At 71.6% G+C, this 19,022-nt stretch carries 17 protein-coding genes and 1 pseudogene; all 18 read right to left on the reverse strand.

The annotated features are described in order from the left end of the window. Entirely contained in the window at positions 1–1,353 is a 1,353-nt protein-coding gene (gene nuoH, locus ACQUFX_RS23865; protein ID WP_428962521.1) for an NADH-quinone oxidoreductase subunit NuoH, read from the reverse strand. Then, positions 1,292–3,791, reverse strand: a pseudogene (locus tag ACQUFX_RS23870) (NADH-quinone oxidoreductase subunit G); the annotation flags it as partial. The pseudogene ACQUFX_RS23870 and the gene nuoH, both read right to left, overlap by 62 nt. Next, positions 3,791–5,107, reverse strand: coding sequence for an NADH-quinone oxidoreductase subunit NuoF (nuoF, locus tag ACQUFX_RS23875; RefSeq protein WP_428962522.1), 1,317 nt, complete (start codon positions 5,105–5,107; stop codon positions 3,791–3,793). The pseudogene ACQUFX_RS23870 and the gene nuoF, both read right to left, overlap by 1 nt. After that, positions 5,104–6,207: an NADH-quinone oxidoreductase subunit NuoE gene (nuoE, locus tag ACQUFX_RS23880; RefSeq protein WP_428962523.1), complete on the reverse strand. Its 1,104-nt coding sequence runs from the start codon at positions 6,205–6,207 to the stop codon at positions 5,104–5,106. The genes nuoF and nuoE overlap by 4 nt, the downstream gene beginning before the upstream one ends. 109 nt (positions 6,208–6,316) lie before the next feature. Then, the gene (locus tag ACQUFX_RS23885) at positions 6,317–7,633 is read right to left on the reverse strand and encodes an NADH-quinone oxidoreductase subunit D (RefSeq protein WP_428962524.1); all 1,317 of its coding nucleotides are present in this window, start codon (positions 7,631–7,633) and stop codon (positions 6,317–6,319) included. Further along, positions 7,630–8,364, reverse strand: a complete 735-nt coding sequence (locus tag ACQUFX_RS23890) for an NADH-quinone oxidoreductase subunit C (protein WP_428967056.1) — start codon at positions 8,362–8,364, stop codon at positions 7,630–7,632. The genes ACQUFX_RS23885 and ACQUFX_RS23890 overlap by 4 nt, the downstream gene beginning before the upstream one ends. 5 nt (positions 8,365–8,369) lie before the next feature. Next, on the reverse strand, positions 8,370–9,044 hold the full coding sequence (locus ACQUFX_RS23895) for a NuoB/complex I 20 kDa subunit family protein (RefSeq protein WP_428962525.1): 675 nt from the start codon (positions 9,042–9,044) through the stop codon (positions 8,370–8,372). 13 nt (positions 9,045–9,057) lie between these two features. After that, positions 9,058–9,423 carry an NADH-quinone oxidoreductase subunit A gene (locus ACQUFX_RS23900; protein WP_428962526.1) on the reverse strand — a complete coding sequence of 122 codons (366 nt, stop codon included), beginning with the start codon at positions 9,421–9,423 and terminating at the stop codon, positions 9,058–9,060. A gap of 129 nt (positions 9,424–9,552) precedes the next feature. Continuing rightward, a complete protein-coding gene (locus ACQUFX_RS23905; RefSeq protein WP_428962527.1) occupies positions 9,553–10,827 on the reverse strand; it encodes a geranylgeranyl reductase family protein in 1,275 nt (424 codons plus the stop codon). 226 nt (positions 10,828–11,053) lie between these two features. Next, positions 11,054–11,284, reverse strand: coding sequence for a DUF2267 domain-containing protein (locus ACQUFX_RS23910; protein WP_067361707.1), 231 nt, complete (start codon positions 11,282–11,284; stop codon positions 11,054–11,056). Between the two features lie 184 nt (positions 11,285–11,468). Beyond that, entirely contained in the window at positions 11,469–12,179 is a 711-nt protein-coding gene (locus ACQUFX_RS23915; RefSeq protein WP_428962528.1) for a demethylmenaquinone methyltransferase, read from the reverse strand. Positions 12,180–12,380: 201 nt separating this feature from the next. Beyond that, a complete protein-coding gene (locus ACQUFX_RS23920; RefSeq protein ID WP_428962529.1) occupies positions 12,381–13,583 on the reverse strand; it encodes an LPXTG cell wall anchor domain-containing protein in 1,203 nt (400 codons plus the stop codon). 239 nt (positions 13,584–13,822) lie between these two features. Next, the gene (mqnC, locus tag ACQUFX_RS23925; RefSeq protein ID WP_428962530.1) at positions 13,823–15,013 is read right to left on the reverse strand and encodes a cyclic dehypoxanthinyl futalosine synthase; all 1,191 of its coding nucleotides are present in this window, start codon (positions 15,011–15,013) and stop codon (positions 13,823–13,825) included. 259 nt (positions 15,014–15,272) lie between these two features. Continuing rightward, complete coding sequence (gene paaE / locus ACQUFX_RS23930) at positions 15,273–16,394, reverse strand: 1,2-phenylacetyl-CoA epoxidase subunit PaaE (RefSeq protein WP_428962531.1); 1,122 nt, start codon at positions 16,392–16,394, stop codon at positions 15,273–15,275. Beyond that, positions 16,391–16,873 (reverse strand): 1,2-phenylacetyl-CoA epoxidase subunit PaaD, encoded by a 483-nt coding sequence (gene paaD, locus ACQUFX_RS23935; RefSeq protein ID WP_428962532.1) that lies wholly within the window; start codon positions 16,871–16,873, stop codon positions 16,391–16,393. The genes paaE and paaD overlap by 4 nt, the downstream gene beginning before the upstream one ends. After that, positions 16,867–17,616: a 1,2-phenylacetyl-CoA epoxidase subunit PaaC gene (paaC, locus tag ACQUFX_RS23940; protein ID WP_428962533.1), complete on the reverse strand. Its 750-nt coding sequence runs from the start codon at positions 17,614–17,616 to the stop codon at positions 16,867–16,869. Before paaC ends, paaD begins: the two co-directional genes overlap by 7 nt. Continuing rightward, positions 17,613–17,909, reverse strand: coding sequence for a 1,2-phenylacetyl-CoA epoxidase subunit PaaB (gene paaB / locus ACQUFX_RS23945; RefSeq protein ID WP_428962534.1), 297 nt, complete (start codon positions 17,907–17,909; stop codon positions 17,613–17,615). The genes paaC and paaB overlap by 4 nt, the downstream gene beginning before the upstream one ends. 22 nt (positions 17,910–17,931) lie before the next feature. After that, on the reverse strand, positions 17,932–18,999 hold the full coding sequence (gene paaA, locus ACQUFX_RS23950; protein ID WP_428962535.1) for a 1,2-phenylacetyl-CoA epoxidase subunit PaaA: 1,068 nt from the start codon (positions 18,997–18,999) through the stop codon (positions 17,932–17,934). Positions 19,000–19,022 lie beyond the last annotated feature (23 nt).

Raw genomic sequence — 19,022 nt, forward strand, 5'->3', positions numbered from 1 at the left:
TCACACCTCCCTGGAGTCCTGGCCGGCGGCGACGTTGGCCGGCTCCCGCTCGGCGACCACGCGCTTGGTGCGCGGGCTCGGTGGTACCTGCAGGTCCATCGGGGGCAGCGGGAAGCTGCCGTGCGGCCGGCTGTCGACCTGCTCCTGGACCGTCGGCTTCGGCTGCGGCCGGCGGCTCGGCCAGAACAGCGCCGCCAGCATCAGCACCCCGGCCACGAGGCCGTACGCGATCAGCCGGTCGGTGCGCTCCCAGCCCTGGGTCTTGAGGAAGCCGGCCAGGCCCACGATGTAGACCAGGTTGACCGGGATCAGGACCTTCCAGCCGAGGCGCATGAACTGGTCGTAGCGCATCCGGGGGAGCGTGCCGCGCAGCCAGACGAAGACGAAGACCAGCGCGATCACCTTGCCGAGGAACCAGAGCATCGGCCACCAGCCGGAGTTGGCGCCCTCCCAGATGGTGATCGGCCACGGGGCGTGCCAGCCGCCGAGGAAGAGCGTCACGGTGAAGGCCGACATGGTGACCATCGCGACGTACTCGCTGAGCATGAAGAGCGCGAACTTCAGCGAGCTGTACTCGGTCATGAAGCCCGCGACCAGCTCCGACTCCGCCTCGGGCAGGTCGAACGGCGCGCGGTTGGTCTCCCCGACGATCGAGATGAAGAAGATCACGAAGCTCGGGAAGAGCAGGATCGCGTACCAGCCGGGCATCGGCACCGCGAGACCGAAGAGTTCCACCTCCGGGCCGCTGCCCTGCGCGGAGACGATCTCGCTCGTCGACATCGTGCCGGAGAGCATGAACACGGCCACGATCGACAGGCCCAGCGCCACCTCGTACGAGATGAGCTGGGCGCTGGAGCGCAGGCCGCCCAGCACCGGGTACGTGGAGCCGGAGGCCCAGCCGCCGAGCACGATGCCGTACACGGCCAGCGAGGAGAAGGCCAGCACCACCAGCACCGCCACCGGGACGTCGGTCACCTGCAACGGCGTCTGGTGGCCGAAGATGCTCACCATCGGCCCGAACGGGATGACCGAGAGCGCGGTGACCGCGCAGACCACCGAGATGACCGGCGCGAAGAAGTAGACGACCTTGTCCGCCGACTTCGGGAGGATGTCCTCCTTGAAGGCCATCTTCAGGCCGTCGGCGAGGGTCTGCAGCAGACCGAACGGGCCGACCTGGTTGGGGCCGGGCCGTACCGCCATGCGGGCCACGACCCGGCGCTCGAACCAGACGCCGAGCAGGGTGGCGAGCACCGCGAAGACGAAGGCGAAGAGGATCTTGATGAGCACCAGCCACCAGGGGTCCTGGCCGAAGTCGGCCAGCGACGGATCCTGCGCCAGGACGATCGGACTCACTGCACGCCCCCTTCGGCGGCCGGTACGGAGATCCGCACCACGGTGCCGGACGTCGCGCCGAGGCTGCGCCGCACCGTCGAACCGGGTGAGTTGGTCGGCAGCCAGACGACCCCGTCCGGCATCTCGGTGATCGCCGCCGGCAGGGTGACCGCCCCGCGCTCGGTGCCCACCGTGACCGCGTCGCCGTCGGCGACCCCGAGCGACTCGGCGGTGCCCTTGCCCAGCCGGACCACCGGCGGGCGGGCGGTGCCACCCAGGTGCTCGTCACCGTCGGTGAGGCTGCCCAGGTCGAGGAGCTGGTGCCAGGTGGCCAGCACGGCCTCGCCAGCACCGGGCTCCGGCACCGTGGCGGGCTCCACCAGCGGCGAGCCGGGCCGGGCGATCCGGGTCTGCGGCAGCCCGCCGAGCTCCCGGCGGACGCTGGGCACGTCGGCGGTGCCGAGCCGGACGTCGAGCTGGGCGGCGAGCGCGTCCAGCACCCGACCGTCGGTCATCGCCGTGGTGCTCAGCACCGCGTCGAAGGGGCGCAGCCGGCCCTCCCAGTCCAGGAAGCTGCCGGCCTTCTCCACCACCGGGGCGACCGGGAAGACCACGTCCGCCCGCCGGGCCACCGCGCTGAGCCGCAGCTCCAGGCTGACCAGGAAGGGCACCGCGTCGAGGGCCTGCTCGGCCAGGCGCGGGTCGGCCAGGTCGGCCGGGTCGACCCCGGCCACCACCAGCGCGCCGAGCTGACCGTTGGCCGCCGCGGTGAGGATGCCGTCGGTGTCCCGCCCGGCCTGGCTGGGGATCACGCCGGCCGGGATGTCCCAGGCCTCGCCCAGTTCGGCGCGGGCGCCGGGCTCGGTGACCAGCCGGCCACCGGGGAGCAGGTTGGGCAGGCAGCCGGTGTCGACCGCGCCCCGGTCCCCGGCGCGGCGCGGCACCCAGGCCAGCTTCGCCCCGGTCCGCCGGGCGACGTCCGCCGCCGCCGACAGGCCGCCGGGCACCTGGCCCAGCCGCTCGCCGACGATCAGGATCGCGCCCGGGGTGCCGAGGGCCTCGGCGACCGTGGCGTGCTCGGCGAGCACGCTGGCCTCCTCGCCCGGCACCACCCGGGCCAGCTTGGCACCGAGCTTCTCCAGGCCCCGGGTGGCGAACGGCGCGATCGCGTAGAGCTTGATCTTCTTCTTCAGGTACGCCTTGCGCAGCCGCAGGAAGAGGATCGGGCACTCCTCCTCCGGCTCCAGGCCGACCAGGACCACCGCCGGGGCGTTCTCGACGTCGGCGTAGGTGACGTCGGTGATCCCGGCGACGTTGCTGGCCAGGAAGTCGGCCTCCTCGCGGGAGACCGGCCGGGCCCGGAAGTCGATGTCGTTGGTGTTCAGGGCGACCCGGGCGAACTTGGCGTACGCGTAGGCGTCCTCGACGGTGAGCCGGCCACCGGTCAGCACCGCCGTGCCCCGGGCGCCGTCCCGGGCGGCCCGCAGCCCCTCGGCGGCCACCGAGAAGGCCTCGCTCCAGGACGCCTCGCGCAGCTCACCGGTCTGCCGGTCGCGGACCAGCGGGGTGGTGAGCCGGTCGTTGGCGCGGGCGTACTGGAAGCCCCAGCGGCCCTTGTCGCAGTTCCACTCCTCGTTGACCTGCGCGTCGTCGCCGGCCAGCCGGCGCAGCACCTTGCCCCGCCGCCAGTCGGTGCGCTGGGCGCAGCCGGCCGAGCAGTGCTCGCAGACGCTCGGGCTGGAGACCAGGTCGAACGGCCGGGCCCGGAAGCGGTACTGCGCGCCGGTGAGGGCGCCCACCGGGCAGATCTGCACGGTGTTGCCGGAGAAGTACGAGTTGAACGGGACGTCCCCCTCGGTGCCCTCCTCGCCGTACGCCTCGTCCCGGTAGATGTTGATCTCCTCGGCGGACGACCGGCCCATCAGGTCGATGAACTTGTCGCCGGCGATCTCCTCGGAGAACCGGGTGCAGCGCTGGCAGAGCACGCACCGCTCGCGGTCGAGCAGCACCTGGGTGCTGATCGGCAGCGGCTTCGGGTACTCCCGCTTGTGCTCGTGGAACCGGGAGTCGGTCCGCCCGGTGGACATCGCCTGGTTCTGCAGGGGGCACTCGCCGCCCTTGTCGCACATCGGGCAGTCCAGCGGGTGGTTGAGCAGGAGCAGCTCCATCACCCCCTCCTGCGCCTTCTTGGCGACCGGGGAGGTGAGCTGGGTCTTCACCACCATGCCCTCGGCGACCGTCTGGGTGCAGGAGGCCACCGGCTTGCGCTGGCCCTCCACGTCGACCAGGCACTGCCGGCAGGCGCCGGCCGGGGCCAGCAGCGGGTGGTCGCAGAACCGGGGGATCGCGATCCCCATCTGCTCGGCGACCCGGATCAGCAGCGCCCCCTTCGGCGCGGTGACCTCGACCCCGTCGATCGTGAGCGTGACGGTCTCGACCTGCTTCGCTACGTCCGTCATTAGTGGGCTCCCACCAACTGCTTGTCGGACAGCCTCGGCGCGGTCCGGCCCTCGATGTAGTCGAGGTAGTCCTGCTTGAAGTACTTCAACGAGGACGTGACCGAGCTGGTCGCACCGTCGCCCAGACCGCAGAACGACCGGCCGAGGACGTTGTCGCAGGTGTCCAGCAGGGTGTCCAGGTCCTCGTGGGTGCCCTGGCCGGCGAGGATCCGCCGGTACACCCGGACCATCCAGTAGTTGCCCTCGCGGCACGGGGTGCACTTGCCGCACGACTCGTGGTGGTAGAACTCCAGCCACCGGTACGTCGCGTAGACCGGGCAGTCCTGGTCGGAGAAGATCTGGGTGGCCGTGGTGCCCAGGATCGAGCCGGCCGCCGCCACCCCCTCGAAGTCCATCGGCACGTCCAGGTGCTCGGCGGTGAGCAGCGGCGTGGACGAGCCACCCGGGGTCCAGAACTTCAGGTTGTGCCCCGGCTGCATCCCGCCGGCCAGCTCGATCAGCTCGCGCAGCGTGATGCCGAGCCCGCACTCGAACTGGCCGGGGTTGGCGATCCGGCCGGAGAGCGAGTAGATCATCGGGCCGGCGGACTTCTCCGTGCCCATCGACTTCCACCAGGCCGCGCCGCCCGCCACGATGTACGGCACGCTGGCGATGGTGCCGACGTTGTTCACCACCGTCGGGCTGGCGTACAGGCCGTGGGTCGCCGGGAACGGCGGGCGGAGCCGGGGCTGACCCCGGAAGCCCTCCAGCGAGTCCAGCAGCGCGGTCTCCTCACCGCAGATGTACGCCCCGGCGCCGGAGTGCACCACCAGGTCCAGGTCGAACCCGGAGCGGAGGATGTTCTTGCCGAGGTACCCCTTGGCGTACGCCTCCTGGACGGCGTTGCGCAGCCGCCGGGCGGCGTGCACCGCCTCGCCCCGGATGTAGATGTACGCCCGGTTGGCCCGGATCGCGTACGAGGCGATGATGACCCCCTCGACCAGCGAGTGCGGGTCGTGGGTCATCAGCGGCAGGTCCTTGCAGGTGCCCGGCTCCCCCTCGTCGGCGTTGACCACGAGGTAGTGCGGCTTGCCGTCGCCCTGCGGGATGAAGCCCCACTTGAGACCGGTCGGGAAGCCGGCGCCGCCCCGGCCCCGCAGGCCGGAGTCCTTGACGAGCTGGATCAGGTCGTCCGGGTGGGCCTTGAGCGCCTTGCGCAGCGCCGCGTAGCCGTCCAGCCGCTCGTAGGTGCCGATCCGCCAGGCGTCCGGCGAGAGCCAGCGCTTGGTCAGCACCGGAGTGAGCTTGGCCAGCGTCTCCGGTCGCGGAGAAGTCACTTCTGGGACCCCCTGTCGCTGCTGGCGGCGGCGCCGGTGGCCGACTCCGCCTCCCTGAGGTTGCGGTCCTGGGCCTCGGTGGAGTCACCGGCCGGCTTGCCGTCCCCGGCGGGGGCGTTCGACGCCGCACCGGCGGCCTCCGCCTCCCGTGCGTCCCGGGGCGCCGGGGGTGCCCCGTCCACCGGCACCTTCGTGCCGGGCGCGTCCGGCACCGCGGTCCGGGCGTCCGGCTGCCGGGTCTCGGCGGCGCGGACCTCCGGTGACTTGTCGTCCGGGGCCTTGACGTCGGGGGCGGTGCTGCCGGTCGCCTCGGCGGAGCGGGCCGGCTGCCCCGCACCCGTGGCCGGGGCGGGCTGCGCGGACGCCTTGGCCGGCTCGGCGGCCTTGGCCTTCGCCGCCGCCCGGTCGGCCTCCGCCTTGCTCGGGATCGGCGTGTTCGGGTCGAAGCCCGGCACCGAGATGCCGTGCTGCTGCGCCAGCCGCAGCCCACGCAGGGTCGGCTCCCCCGGTACGCCGTCGGCGACCGCGCCGTCGCGCTCGTCGGCGAAACCGGCGAGCTGGACCGCCATCTCCTTCAGCGTGCAGAGCCGGGCGCCCCGGCTCGGCTGGGGCCGGCCACCGGCGCGCAGCTCGTCGACCACGCCCAGCGCGGTCTGCGGGTCCACACCGTCGAAGAAGTCGTAGTTGACGGTCATCACCGGGCCGTAGTCGCAGGCCGCGAGACACTCGGCGTGCTCCAGGGTGATCTTCCCGTCGGCGGTGGTCTCGTCGTGCCCGACGCCGAGGTGCTCGGTGAGGGTGTCGTAGACCTCCTGCCCGCCGAGCACGTTGCACATGGTGTTGGTGCAGACGCTGACCAGGTAGTCACCGGTCGGCCGGCGCTTGTACATGGTGTAGAAGGTGGCGACCGCACCGACCTGGGCCTTGTTCAGGCCGAGCACCTCGGCGCAGAACTCCACGCCGGCCGGGGAGACGTACCCCTCCTCCGACTGCACCAGGTGCAGCAGCGGCAGCAGCGCGGACCGGGAACGGTCGGCCGGATAGCGCGCGATGATCTCCCGCGCCCGAGCCCGCGTCTCGTCAGTGAACGTCGTCGTCATCGGTGTCGCCTTCCGTTCGCGACTGCGCCATCCTCAGCCCGCGACTGCGGGGCTCGCTCCGCTCGCTCCTCGCGCGAGCGGATGGGGCTCGCAAGCTCACTCCTCGCGCTCACCGGTCACAACCACCCATCACGGGGTCCAGCGAGGCGCCGCCGGCGATCACGTCGGCGATCAGACCGCCCTCGGCCATCGCCGGCAGGGCCTGGAGATTGACGAAGCTCGGCTCCCGGTAGTGCACCCGGTACGGGCGGGTGCCGCCGTCGGAGACCGCGTGCACGCCCAGCTCGCCCCGGGGTGCCTCGATCCCGACGTACACCTGGCCCGGCGGGACCCGGAAGCCCTCGGTGACCAGCTTGAAGTGGTGGATCAGCGACTCCATCGACTGGCCCATGATCTTGGCGACGTGCTCCAGCGAGTTGCCCATGCCGTCGACACCGATGGCGAGCTGCGCCGGCCAGGCGATCTTCTTGTCGGCGACCATCACCGGGCCCGGCTTGAGCCGGTCCACGGCCTGTTCGATGAGCTTCAACGACTCCCGGATCTCGGCCAGCCGGACCAGGTACCGGCCCCAGACGTCGCCGTCGGAGTGGGTCGGCACGTCGAACTCGTACGTCTCGTAGCCGCAGTACGGCATGGTCTTGCGCAGGTCCCAGGCGAGGCCGGCGGAGCGCAGCACCGGACCGGTGACGCCCAGCGCCAGGCAACCGGTGACGTCCAGCACCGCGACGTTCTTCGTCCGCTCCAGCCAGATCGGCTGCCCGGAGAGCAGGTCCTCGTACTCCTTGAGCCGCTTGGGCATCATGGCGAGGAACTCGCGGATCTTGACGACCGCCTCGTCCGGCACGTCCTGCGCCACGCCGCCCGGCCGGACGTACGCGTGGTTCATCCGCAGGCCGGTGACCATCTCGAAGATGTCGAGGATGTACTCCCGCTCGCGGAAGCCGTACAGCATCATCGACAGCGCGCCGAGCTCCATGCCGGTGGTGGCCAGCCAGATCAGGTGCGAGGAGATCCGGTTGAGCTCCATCATCAGGACCCGGATCGTGGTGGCCCGCTCGGTGATCTGCTCCTCAATGCCGAGCAGCTTCTCCACCGCCAGGCTGTACGCCGTCTCGTTGAAGATCGGCGCGAGGTAGTCCATCCGGGTCACGAAGGTCGAGCCCTGGACCCAGTTGCGGTACTCCAGGTTCTTCTCGATGCCGGTGTGCAGGTAGCCGACGACGGTACGGGCCTCGCGGACCGTCTCACCCTCCAGCTCCAGGATGATCCGGAGCACGCCGTGCGTCGACGGGTGCTGCGGCCCCATGTTGACGACGATCCGGCCCTCGGTGATCGGGTCGACGGCCGAGACCAGCTCGTCCCAGTCCCCGCCGGTGACGGTGAAGACCCGCCCCTCGGTGGTCTCGCGCTCGGTGGCGTAACTCACTGGTAGGACCTCCTCTGGTCCGGCGGGGGGATCTCGGCGCCCTTGTACTCCACGGGCACGCCGCCCAGCGGGTAGTCCTTGCGCTGCGGGTGGCCCTCCCAGTCGTCCGGCATGAGGATGCGGGTCAGGGCGGGGTGACCGTCGAAGAGGACGCCGAACATGTCGTACGTCTCGCGCTCCTGCCAGTCGGCCGTCGGGTAGACGCCGGTCACGCTGGGCACGTGCGGGTCCTCGGCGCTCACCGCGACCTCCAGCCGCACCATCCGGCGGTAGGTCATCGAGGTGAGGTGGTAGACCACGTGCAGCCGGCGGGCGTCGGCACCGAGGTAGTCGACCCCGGAGACCGACGAGCACAGCTCGAAGCGCAGCGCCAGGTCGTCCCGCATCACCTGGCAGACCTCGGCGATCCGCTCGGCGCGCACGTGCAGGGTCAGCTCGCCCCGGTCGACCACGACCTTCTCGATCGCGTCGTTGAACTCCGGGTACGCCTCCTCCAGCGCGTCGCGGACCTCGTCGAAGTAGCCGCCGTACGGCCGGGGCGACTCCTCGATCGGGTTGCGCGGGCGGACCAGGCCGCCGAAGCCGGAGGTGTCCCCGGTGCCCTGGATGCCGAACATGCCCTGACCGGCCGGGCTGGCCGGCGGGTACTCGGCCGGCGCGGTGCCGCTCGCCCCGGCCGGGGTGACCGGCACGGGCACGTTGGCCGCACCGGGCTTCTTGTCCTCGGGCATCAAGCTCACTTCCCGTTCCCGTACCGGAGGTGGTTCTGCGCCTTCATCCAGTTCTCGATCCGCAACTGCTCCTCGCGGCCCTCCTGGACCGCCTTGGTCCACTCGGCACGGCGGGCCTTGTCGCTGCGGTACGACGAGGGCATCGAGCCGTACGGCACGACCGGGACGTCACCGCGCGCCCGGCGGGCCTCCAGCATCTTGCGGCCGTTCGGGCCCAGCGGCTCCTGGCCGATCTTCTCGCGCAGCTTGAGGATGGCGTCGATGAGCATCTCCGGCCGGGGCGGGCAGCCCGGCAGGTACATGTCGACCGGGACGACGTGGTCGACGCCCTGCACGATGGCGTAGTTGTTGAACATGCCGCCGCTGCTGGCGCAGACGCCCATCGAGAGCACCCACCGGGGCTCGGCCATCTGGTCGTAGATCTGGCGCAGCACCGGGGCCATCTTCTGGCTTACCCGGCCGGCGACGATCATCAGGTCGGCCTGGCGGGGCGAGGCGCGGAAGACCTCCATGCCCCAGCGGCCGAGGTCGTAGTGCGGCGCACCGGCGGCCATCATCTCGATGGCGCAGCAGGCCAGGCCGAACGTGGCGCCCCAGACCGACGACTTGCGCGACCAGTTGACCAGCTTCTCCACCGAGGTGAGCAGGACACCGGCGGGAAGTTTCTCCTCGATACCCATTGCCGTTCCTCCCTCAGTCCCAGTCCAGGCCGCCGCGCCGCCACTCGTAGGCGTACGCGACGAAGATCGCTCCGATGAAGACGGACATGACCATGAAGCCGAACATCGGCAGCATGTCGAAGGAGACCGCCCAGGGGTACAGGAAGATCATTTCGACGTCGAAGACGATGAAGAGCATCGCGGTCAGGTAGAACTTGATCGGGAAGCGGCTGCCCCCGACCGGCTGGGGGCTGGGCTCGATGCCGCACTCGTACGCCTCGAGTTTGGCCTTGTTGAGACGCCGGGGGCCGGCGAGACGGGCGCCGGCCACGGAGAACAGCGCGAACGCCGCGGCGAGGGCGAACAGCCCGATGATGGGTGCGTAAGGCGAGAGCGACATGATTTTCTCCTGCTCGTCCTTCCCTGCCCTCGGTGGTTGGCGAAATCACACTATTCACGTCCCGCGCGGCGTCCGTCGCCGGGGGTCGGCCCTGCGGCCCGTTGCGGGACTGACCCGCAGGTCAGGCGGTCACACGGCGGGTGCCGCGCGGGTCATCGCGTTGATGACCCGGTCCATCGCGTCCCCGCCGCGCGGGTCGGTCAGGTTGGCCAGCAGCTTCAGCACGAAGCGCATCAGCAGCGGGTGCGGCATCCCGTGCTTGGTCGCCAACCGCATGATCTCCGGCCGGCCGATCAGCTTCACGAAGATGCCACCGAGCCGGTAGTAGCCGCCGAACCGGTCCTTGAGCACCTGCGGGTACGCCAGCAGCGCCCGCTCCCGCTCGGCAGCGGCCGACCGGGCCAGCGCCTGCACCGCGACCTCCGCGGCCAGTTCGCCGGACTCCATCGCGTACGCGATGCCTTCGCCGTTGAAGGGGTTGACCATCCCGCCGGAGTCGCCGACCAGCAGCACCCCACGGGTGTAGTGCGGGACCCGGTTGAAGCCCATCGGCAGGGCCGCACCGAGGATCGGCCCCTCGGCGTTCGCCTCGTCGGCCAGCCCCCAGTCCGCCGGGGTGTTCGCCAGCCACTCGGTGAGCAGCCGGCGGTAGTTCGTCTTGCCGAAGGCCTTGGAGGAGTTGAGGATGCCGAGGCCGACGTTGACCCGGCCGTCCCCGAGGCCGAAGATCCAGCCGTACCCGGGCAGCAGCGCCTCGTTGCCCTTGGCCCGCAGCTCGAGCCAGGACTCCAGGTAGTCGTCGTCGTGCCGGGCCGGCGAGCGGTAGTAGCGGCGCACGGCCACGCCGATCGGGCGGTCCTCCCGCTTGGCCAGGCCGAGGGCGAGCGGGAACCGGCCGGAGACGCCGTCGGCGGCCACCACCAGGGGCGCGTGGAAGGTGGCGGGCTCCTTGTCCGGGCCCACCTCGGCCGTCACGCCGATCACCCGGTCGTTCGCGCCGAGCACCGGACCGACCACGTTGACGCCGGTGCGCAGCTTGGCGCCGGCCGCGACCGCCCGCTGGGCGAGCAGGTCGTCGAAGTCGAGCCGGGTCCGCACCAGGCCGTAGTTGGGGTAGCTGGCCAGGTCCGGCCAGTCGAGTTCGAGGCGTACGCCGCCGCCGATGACCCGCAGGCCCCGGTTCTGCAACCAGCCCGCCTCGGGCGAGGTGTCCACGCCCATCCGGATCAACTGCCGCACGGCCCGGGGCGTCAGCCCGTCCCCGCAGACCTTCTCCCGGGGGAACTCGGTCTTCTCCAGCAGCAGCACCCGGACGCCGTGGCGGGCCAGGTGGTACGCGGTCGCCGAGCCACCGGGGCCGGCGCCCACGACGATCACGTCGGCGTCGTTCTCCACCGCGGTCATCTCGCACCTCCTCCCGCACGCTCGTGAAATGCTTCACAAGCCCAGACGGGGGAAAGTCTATGACCGCCACGACACGCGGGACGGGTTAGGCATACCTAAGTAACCGAGGTGACGGCGGGTGACAAGGCCCGGCACCCCGATTTCTCCCCGATTTCCGCGCGGTTTCGGGTGGCAGCAGCGCGAGACAGCGACCTCCGCCGATACGGTCCGGGTCGCCGACGAGGGGTCAGTGGTGACCGCCGGTGACGATGTCGGCGTCCACGTCCCGCCGGATCGCCTCCGGCAGATGCTCGCGGAGCCCGCCCCCGGCAGCCCGGTCGAGGGCGGCCAGCACCTCGGAGACGACCTGACGGACCTCCACCGGGTCGGCCCCGGCCAACTCCCTGAGCTGAGCCACCAGCTCGGCGGCGTCGTCCTCGGTGGCCGGCTCACCGGCCGACGGGTCTACTCCGGTCATGTCACCCACTTTATCGAACAAAATGGACAATTTCCCCATATGTCGATAATCAGCAGCACACCGTCGGCGCGCGCCCCGGCTCGACCGGCTCGGCCACCGTGGTGCCCTGCGCGCGGTGACCGCGACAAGAGGGCGACGACGAGCTACCCGCCGACGACCGGAAGCGTCGGGCCGGCCAGGGCGCTCAGGGCCGGGTCGCGCGGTGCAGGGCGACGATCCCGCCGCTCAGGTTCCGCCACGCCACCCGCCGCCACCCGGCCCCACCGATCCGGTCGGCCAGACCGGCCTGGTCTGGCCAGGCCCGGATCGACTCGGCCAGGTAGACGTACGCCTCCGGGTTGCTGGCGACCGCGCGGGCCACCGCCGGCAGCGACCGCATCAGGTACGACAGGTACACCGTGCGGAACGCCGGGTTGACCGGGGTGCTGAACTCGCAGACCACCAGGCGGCCACCGGGCCGGGTCACCCGGGCCAGTTCCCGCAGCGCGGCGTCGGTGTCCGTGACGTTGCGCAACGCGAAGGAGATGGTCACCGCGTCGAAGCTGGCGTCGGCGAAGGGCAGCCGCAGGGCGTCCCCGGCCAGCAGCGGCACCTCCGGGCGGGCCTGCCGGCCGGCGGCCAGCATGCCGAGGGAGAGGTCGAGCCCGACGGCGTGCGCCCCGGACTGGGCCAGCTCCTGCGTGGAGACCCCGGTGCCGGCACCCACGTCGAGCACCCGCTCGCCGGGGAGCAACCCCAGGGCGGCCCGGGTGGCCCGCCGCCAGAAGCGGTCCTGACCGAAGGAGAGCACCGTGTTGGTCAGGTCGTAACGTGCCGCCACCCCGTCGAACATCGCGGCGACCTCGTGCGGCTGCTTGTCCAGGCTGGCGCGCTGGCCCTGCGGGGTACGGCTCACCCCTCCACTCTGCCAGCCCCGCCCCCACCCCGCCCACGGGGGGCGGTAAGGAAGGGCCCCCTGTTAACGCTTTCTGTATAGGAAGGGCCCCTTCCAAACACCTCGGCGGCGCGCAGACAGTCGGGGCGGGATGGTCACCCATCCCGCCCCGACTGCGGTGCGTTATGTGAACGGCCCGCGCGGGCCGATGGAGGACGAACCTCAGTTGCTGGACTTCTCGTCGGCGGGGGCCACCATGACCACCCGACGACGCCGGGCGACCAGGAACATCGCCCCACCGGCGAGCAGGACCGCCCCGCCGATGCCGCCGATCAGGCCGGCCTGCGGGCCGGTCACCGGCAGACCCGGCTCCTCACCGCCACCGCCACTGCCACCACGGGCAGCGACGATGACAGCGTAACCATCGGTGTTGTCGCTCGGGTCGACGTCCTCGGCGTTGATGCCGACGGCGTTCTTCGGCACCGCCTTCGCCGCGGTGCGCAGGGGCATCGGCTTGCCGGCGATCGGCTCGACGGTCACCGTGCCACCGGTCAGGCTGCCGGCCTTCACGTCCTCGCCGACGCTGAGCAGGTGGAAGAACTCGTACCCGGAGTAGACCTTGTCGTCCTCGTCCTCGTCCTGCTCCAGCGGGACCAGGGGGAGGTTGTCGTAGGTGCAGACGGCCGAGGCCCGGTCCGCACCGTACTCGCAGGCCTCCTCGGTCTCGGTGAAGGTCACGCCCTTGGGCAGCTTGACCGAGACGGTGATCCCACCGGCGGTGCGGTCACCCTGGTTGACGGTGACGTACTCCAGCCGGCCGGTCTCCCCGGCGTGCAGGTCGCCGACCACCCGGATCTCGCCGCCCTCGACCGTGACCGCCTGCTTGACGTCAGCGGCGAGCACGGTCAGGTCCGGCCCGTTCTGGTCGGTCAGCTCGACGGTGGCGGAGGCGCGGTTGTTCTCCTTGTTGGTGTCGTCCGGCGAGGAGACGGTCACCGAGATGGGCGCCGAGTAGGTCCCCTCCAGCTCCTCGAACTTGAACAGCGCGAGCGGGACCTCCAGGGTCTCCCCGGGGCCGGGCAGCTCGTCGCGCGGGACGTCACAGGTCCACAGGGTCGGCTTGTCGAGGTCACCCTCCAGCTCGCACTCCTCCAGGAACGGAAGCGCGAGGACCCGGTTGAAGTCCACCTTCGACACGTCGGTGGTCACCGAGGCCGAACCGGGGGTGTTCGTGCCCAGGTTGGTGATCTTGGCGAACGCGACCTTGCCCTGGGTGTTCGCGGCGACCCGGGTACCGACCAGCTCGATGGAGAGGTCCGTCTCGCTGCCGGAGGCGTAGGCCGGCGCGCCGAGCGCGGTGAACGTGCCGGAGGCGAGCAGGACGGCAGCGCCGAGCCGCGCCAACGGGCGGTTACGGAAGATCATGAAGGATTTCCCCCGGGGGGTGGGAAGATAAGGTATGCGCGGCACGCTAGCGGCCGGCGATCACCTTCGCCACCCCGCTCGGCCAGGGTTCACCACCTGCCCGCTTAAGGATCACTTAAGGATTGTCCGGTATTGACGGAGATGCTGCCGACCGCCGGGGTGACTGGTCCCCCGAACGGTCAGCAGGAAAGCTATCTTCGACCGGCCAACCCTACCGGTACGCATGATCATCCGGGTGGTCAGTTCACCGGGGTCAGCGGGAGCGACCGGCCGGCCCCACCGCCGGGCAGGGCGATCGAGGAGAAGTGCGACACCACCCGCTCGTCGACCGGGTCGTCGGCGGGGGTGTGGTGCACGGCCAGCCGACGGTAGAGGGTGTCACGCTGGGCCGGGATCCGGTCGGCGGTGCGGATCATGGAGATCAGCTCGTGCAGGTTCGACCGGTGCCGGGCACCGGCCGAGGAGATGACGTTCTCCTCCAGCATGATCGACCCGAGGTCGTCGACCCCCATGTGCAGGCTGAGCTGCCCGACGTCCTTGCCGGTGGTGAGCCAGGACGCCTGCAGGTGCGGCACGGTCTCGAAGAAGAGCCGGGCCACCGCGACCAGCCGCAGGTACTCCAGGGTCGTCGCCTGGGTACGGCCCTTCAGGTGGTTGTTCTCCGGCTGGTACGTCCACGGGATGAACGCCCGGAACCCGCCCGTCCGGTCCTGCACGTCGCGGATCATCCGCAGGTGCTCGATCCGCTCGGCGTTGGTCTCGCCGGTGCCCATCATCATCGTCGCGGTCGACTCCAGGCCCTGCCGGTGCGCCAACTCCATGACCTCCAGCCAGCGCTCACCGGACTCCTTGAGCGGCGCGATCGCCCTGCGGGGCCGCTCGGGGAGCATCTCCGCGCCGGCCCCGGCGATCGAGTCCAGCCCGGCCGTCCTGATCCGGGCGATCGCCTCGTCCAGGCTCACGCCGGAGACCTTGGCCATGTGCAGGATCTCGCTCGGCCCGATCGAGTGGATGGCGAGCTGCGGGTACGCCTGCTTGACCGAGGAGAAGAGCGCCTCGTAGTACTCCACGCCGTAGTCCGGGTGGTGCCCGCCCTGGAGCATCACCTGCGTGGCGCCCAGCTCGACCGCCTCGCCGCAGCGGCGCAGGATCTCCTCGGTGGAGTGGGTCCACCCGTCCTTGTGCTTCGGCGCCCGGTAGAAGGCACAGAACTTGCACGCCGTCACGCAGACGTTGGTGTAGTTGATGTTGCGATCGATCAGGTACGTGACAACGTTGTCCGGGTACCGCCGCCGCCGGACCGCGTCCGCCGCCTCCCCCAGGGCGTGGAAGGGCGCCTCGGTGTAGAGCAGCAGCGCCTCCTCGGGCGTGATCCGCCCACCGTCCGCGCCGCGCTGCAGGATGTCGTCGATCTCCCGGCTCCTCGTCACGCCTCCGAGCGTACGCCGACGGCCCGCCACCGCCGTAGCGGGCGCTGCCAGCTGTGACCCAGGTCGGGCGGTGCGGGTGGCCGGGCCCGTGGAACGGTCGCGGCGGCTCGCCGGACACCTGTTCGCGTCCTGTCGAGCTGCCCCATCCGTAGGACCGCCCCGGCGGTGGCACCCGCCCGCGTGCCCCGTCTGTGCGGGCAGTTCGACAGGGCGTACGACGCATCACCCAGCCCCGAAGCGCGAGCGCCGCAGGCCGGGATCAGGCGTCGTAGTCGACGGTGAGGGTGTCGGTGGTGGGGGTGGACTGGCAGGTCAGCACGTACCCGGCGGCCACCTCGTCGGGCTCCAGGGCGTAGTTGCGGGCCATCGTCACGGCCCCGTCGACGACCTTCGCCCGGCAGGTCGAGCAGACCCCGCCCTTGCAGGCGTAGGGCAGCTCGCCGCGGACCTTCAGCGCCGCGTCCAGCACCCGCTCGTCGCGGCCCATGGTGAACGTGGACGAGCGCCCGTCCAGCACGATCGTGACCTCGGCGCCGGTGCCCGGCTGGTCGGCGGGGCGGCGGACCGGCTCCGGCGGGGTGTCGACGAAGAACAGCTCGCTGTGCACCGCCGACTCGGGCACCCCGCGCGCGGCCAGCACCGCCTTGGCGTCCACCACCAGCCCGTACGGGCCGCAGAGGAACCACTCGGCGATCTCGTCGGCGGGGACGAGCGTGTCCAGCAGCCGGGTCAGCCGGTCGGCGTCGACCCGCCCGGACAGCAGCGGCGACTCGCCCGGCTCCCGGGACAGCACGTGCACCAGGTGCAGCCGGGTCGGGTACCGGTCCTTCAGGTCGGCCAGCTCCTCGGCGAACATCACGGTGTTCGCCGTGCGGTTGCCGTACACCAGGGTGAAGGTGCTGGCCGGCTCGACGGCCAGCGCGGTGGCGACCAGCGCGAGCACCGGCGTGATCCCGGAACCGGCGACCACCGCGCCGTAGCGGCGCACCCGGTCCGGGGCGAACGCCGTGGTGAAGTGCCCCAGCGGGGGCAGCACCTCGACGGTGTCGCCGCTGCGCAGCACGCCGCAGGCGTAGGCGGAGAAGGCGCCGCCGGGCACCTCCCGCACCCCGATCCGCAACCGGCCGTGCCGGGCCAGCTCCTCCGGCGTGGAGCAGATCGAGTACGACCGGCGCACGTCCCCGCCGGCCGCGTCGCCGGCCCCGGCGGGACGCCGCACGGTCAGGTGCTGACCGGCGGCGAAGGCGAAGACGGCCCGCAACTCCTCGGGTACGGCGAAGGTGACCGCCACGGCGTCGGCGGTGAGCCGGTCGACGGCGGCCACGGGCAGCGGGTGGAAGACCGGCCGGCGGCGGACCGGGCGGGTGATGGTGACAGTCACAGCGCCTTCACATGGTCGAAGGGTTCCCGGCAGGAGCGGCACCGCCACAACGCCTTGCAGGCGGTGGAGCCGAACCGGCTGACCTGCTCGGTCTCCGGCGCACCGCAGTGCGGGCAGCGGACCGCGAGGGTCAGCGGCACCACCGCGCGCCCGGTCCCGCCGGCCGGCGGGGGTGGGGCGATCCCGGCGGCGGCGAGCTTGGCCCGGCCGGCGTCGGAGATCCAGTCGGTGCTCCAGGCCGGGCTGTGCACCGTCCGCACCTCGACGTCCGGGTGCCCGGCGGCGGTGAGCGCGTGGCGGATGTCGGCCCGGATCACGTCCATCGCCGGGCAGCCGGTGTAGGTCGGCGTGATCGTCACGGTGACCCGGCCGGTGGCCGCGTCCTGCTCCACCGACCGCAGGATGCCGAGGTCGTCGATGGTGACCACCCGGATCTCGGGGTCCACCACCGCCGCCACGGCCGCCCGCACGTCTACCATCGGGCGCCCGGGTGGGCCCGGTGCAGCACCTGCATCTCGGCGAGCAGGTACGACAGGTGTTCGGTGTGCACCCCGTCGCGCCCGCCGCCCGGGGCCCAGCCGTCCGCCGGGCGGGTCAGCGTCGCCGTGGCGAGCACCGGCTCGACCGCGCCCAGCCACTCCTCCCGCAGCGTCGACGGGGCCGCCGCGATCCCCCGCTCGGCCACGCGGGCGGCCAGCTCGTCGGTGGCGAACAGCTCGTGGGTGTACGGCCAGACCTCGTCCACCGCCGCCTGCATCCGGCGGTGCGACTCCTCGGTGCCGTCGCCGAGCCGCCGCACCCAGAGGGCGGCGTGGTCGACGTGGTACGCCGACTCCTTGCGGGCCTTGGCCGCGATCGCGGCGAGCCGCTCGTCGGTGGAGGTGACCAGCCGGTCGTACCGGATGCGCTGGTACGCGGCGAGGCAGAACAGCTTCGCCATGGTGACGGCGAAGTCGCCGTTGGGCAGTTCGACCAGGAGACAGTTGCGGAACTCGCGGTCACCCCGCAGGTACGCCAGCGCGTCCTCGTCCCGGCCGGCACCCTCCAGCTCACCCGCGTACGACAGCAGCAGGCGGGCCGCGCCGAGCTGGTCCAGCGCGATGTTGGCCAGCGCGACGTCCTCCTCCATCTCCGGGGCGCGGGAGGTCCACTCGGCCAGCCGCTGCGCGGCGACCAGCGCGTCGTCACCGAGCCGCAGGACGAACTCGAACAGGTCGCTCACAGGTGGGCCACCCCGTCCGGCACCTCGTAGAAGGTCGGGTGCCGGTACACCTTGTCGGCCGCCGGGTCGAAGAAGGCGTCCTTCTCGTCCGGGCTGGAGGCGGTGATCGCCCCGGCCGGCACCACCCAGATCGACACCCCCTCCTGACGGCGGGTGTAGAGGTCCCGGGCGTTGCGCAGGGCCAGCTCGGCGTCGGGGGCGTGCAGGCTGCCGACGTGGTTGTGGGACAACCCGCGCCGGGCCCGGACGAATACCTCCCAGAGCGGCACCGCCCGCTCGCTGCGCTCGCTCATGCCGCCACCTCGCCGTGCTCGCTCATGCCGCCACCCTCTCCTGCTCCTCGGCGCGCTTGGCGGCGTACGCCGTGGCGGCCTCGCGGACCCAGGCGCCGTCGGCGTGGGCCCGCCGCCGGTGCTCGATCCGCTGCCGGTTGCACGGCCCGTTGCCCTTGATCACCCGCATCAGCTCGTCGTAGTCGGGCTGGGTGTAGTCGTACGCCTGGCGCTCGTCGTTCCAGCGCAGGTCGGGATCGGGGAGCCGGACCCCCAGGATCTCCGCCTGCTGCACGCACATGTCCACGAAGCGCTGCCGCAGCTCGTCGTTGGAGAACCGCTTGATCTTCCAGGCCATGGACTGCTCCGAGTGGGTGGAGTCGGAGTCCGGCGGGCCGAACATCGCCAGCGACGGGTACCACCAGCGGTCCACCGCGTCCTGGGCCATCGCCCGCTGGGCCTCGGTGCCGTGCGCCAGCGTGTGCAGGATCTCGTACCCCTGCCGCTGGTGGAACGACTCCTCCTTGCAGACCCGGATCATCGCCCGCGCGTACGGCCCGTAGGAGCAGCGGCACAGCGGCACCTGGTTGACGATCGCGGCCCCGTCCACCAGCCAGCCGATCGCGCCGACGTCGGCCCAGGTCAGGGTGGGGTAGTTGAAGATCGAGCTGTACTTCTGCCGGCCGGCGAGGAGCAGGTCGACCAGCTCCTCCCGGGTCACCCCGAGGGTCTCCGCCGCCGCGTACAGGTAGAGGCCGTGGCCGGCCTCGTCCTGGACCTTGGCGAGCAGGATCGCCTTGCGTTTGAGCGAGGGGGCGCGGCTGATCCAGTTCCCCTCCGGCTGCATCCCGATGATCTCGGAGTGGGCGTGCTGGGCGATCTGCCGGATCAGCGTCCGGCGGTACGCCTCCGGCATCCAGTCGCGTGGCTCGATCTTCTGGTCCGCCTCGATGACCCCGGCGAAGTACGTCGGGAGATCCTCGGCGGACTCCGCGACGACACCCCGCCGGTCGCGCGTGGCGGCCCGACGCAGGGCCTCCTCCGCCGCCTCGACCTCACCGAGCAGGCCACCGCCGGGCGCGTCCGCCGGACCGAAGTCGTTGCCATACATGCCGACAAGTGTTACAGCTCGCA

Origin of the sequence: Micromonospora fluostatini (genome assembly GCF_050410825.1) — a bacterium.
GTDB lineage: Bacteria > Actinomycetota > Actinomycetes > Mycobacteriales > Micromonosporaceae > Micromonospora > Micromonospora rosaria.